Raw genomic sequence first — 1658 nt, forward strand, 5'->3', positions numbered from 1 at the left:
CCTCGAAGTTTCGTGACGGTCCGCCGACGGAGTCGGTGGACCGTTTTCGCGCCGTGGGCTGAGGTTGGGCAGGCTGAGGGCCCGAGTGTCGTCTCGGGTGGACGCCGGGTTCCACTGCTCCGGCTGGGGGGTTCTCTCGCAGGGACGGGGATCTGCTGCTCAGCCGGGGTTCGACAGGAGAGCGAGCCGTTCGAGAGCGGCGGTGATGTGGCTGGTCCAAGGCCAGTGCCGGGCCAGGCGGAGGATCCGGCGACGACCGGTAGTCACCAGCTGACCCGCCGCGGTGAACAGGCGGAGTCGCAGACGGCGGGGCTCCCAGAGCCTGGCCTTGCCGGTCAGGGCGAGCATCGGCATCCAGGCGAGCAGGTCGAGGGCGATCTGGACGATCTCCAGCCAGACCTTGTTCTGGGCCGTGTCGTGGAGGGGGAGGTTGCGCAGGCCGGTGGTCCGGGCGGCCCGGATGCGGTCTTCTGCGCGGGCCCGCAGCCGGTGGCGAAGCTCGAGCTCGGCGATCGGCCGGCCGGTGGTGTTGGTCGCGAAGCATGTAAGACGCATGCCGTCCGCGTCCGTGAACCTCAACTGAGCTCCGGGATGGGGCCGTTCCTTGCGGACGATCAGCCGCATGCCCTTCGGCCAGCCGTCCAGGATGTCACCGGCCAGTTCGGCGACCCAGGCCCCATCCCGGATTTCACCGTCCGCCTCGACGGCCGGCGTCCAGGCCGATACCGGAACCTTCAGCACGTGCTCGTGGATCGACTCGGTGATCACCATGCCGACCGAGTAGGACAGCCACCGCCCTTGCTGGGCGAGCCAGGCGACGAAGTCGTGGGTGCCGCCTGCGGAGTCGGTGCGGATCAGGGTCCGGCGCCCACGCCGGTACTTCTTCGGCAGCTGGGCCAGGGACAGCCGGGCGGCGGTGATGTGGTCGGATGCGGTGTTGGAGCCCGCGTTCCCCGGCCTGAGCAGGGCCGCCACCGGCTCCCCGGTGCCGCCCGGACCGTGGTCGACGAACCCCATCAGCGGGTGATGCCCGTAAGTCCGTTTCCAGGTGGGTGCTGCGTCCTCCTTGTCGGAGTGTGCGATCACCAGGACTCCGTCGAGGTCGACGGTCACCGTCCCGTCGGCGTCGGGCGCTTTCTCGTGGGCCAACTTCCAGACCCGACAGCGAGCTTGGGCCCGCGCGGAACGTATGGCCCGCAGAGCCTTCTCGCCGGAGGCGGCGAGGGTGTCGATGAGTCGGGAGACCGTCGGGTCGGAGGCCACCGGCCCGAACACGGCCGGCTCGGCCCGCAGCATGCCGACGTCCGCGAGGCAGTCCCCGCCCAGCGCGACCGCGAGTGCGACGTCCAGCAGGATCTTGCCCGGATCGTGCACCGCCCGGGCCTTCCGCCACGGCGTCAGCGCCGCCGATATCGCGGTATCCAGGCCGGCTTTGCGGACGGTCTCGACCAGCAGCACGCTCCCGGCCTGCGAGACCACCGCCCTGCCGTCGCCCTCGATGCGGACACGTGGGTACGACCCGATACGCTTCTTCACCTGGAGAGTGCTTCTTTCCGTGCAGCCAACAGGACCCTCGACAAGTCCCATCGTTGCAGGTCAGAAGCACTCTCTGCTTATTCGATCAACCCTCGGACACGACGTCTCGCGAAAGCGCGAGG

1 protein-coding gene is annotated in these 1658 nt (G+C 69.4%); it reads right to left on the reverse strand.

The annotated features are described in order from the left end of the window. Window positions 1-159 precede the first annotated feature (159 nt). Window positions 160-1536: an IS1380 family transposase gene (locus tag ACFYZE_RS36085; RefSeq protein ID WP_389003931.1), complete on the reverse strand. Its 1377-nt coding sequence runs from the start codon at window positions 1534-1536 to the stop codon at window positions 160-162. Window positions 1537-1658: the final 122 nt, after the last annotated feature.

Source organism: Streptomyces sp. NPDC001796 (assembly GCF_042892355.1).
Taxonomy (GTDB): domain Bacteria; phylum Actinomycetota; class Actinomycetes; order Streptomycetales; family Streptomycetaceae; genus Streptomyces.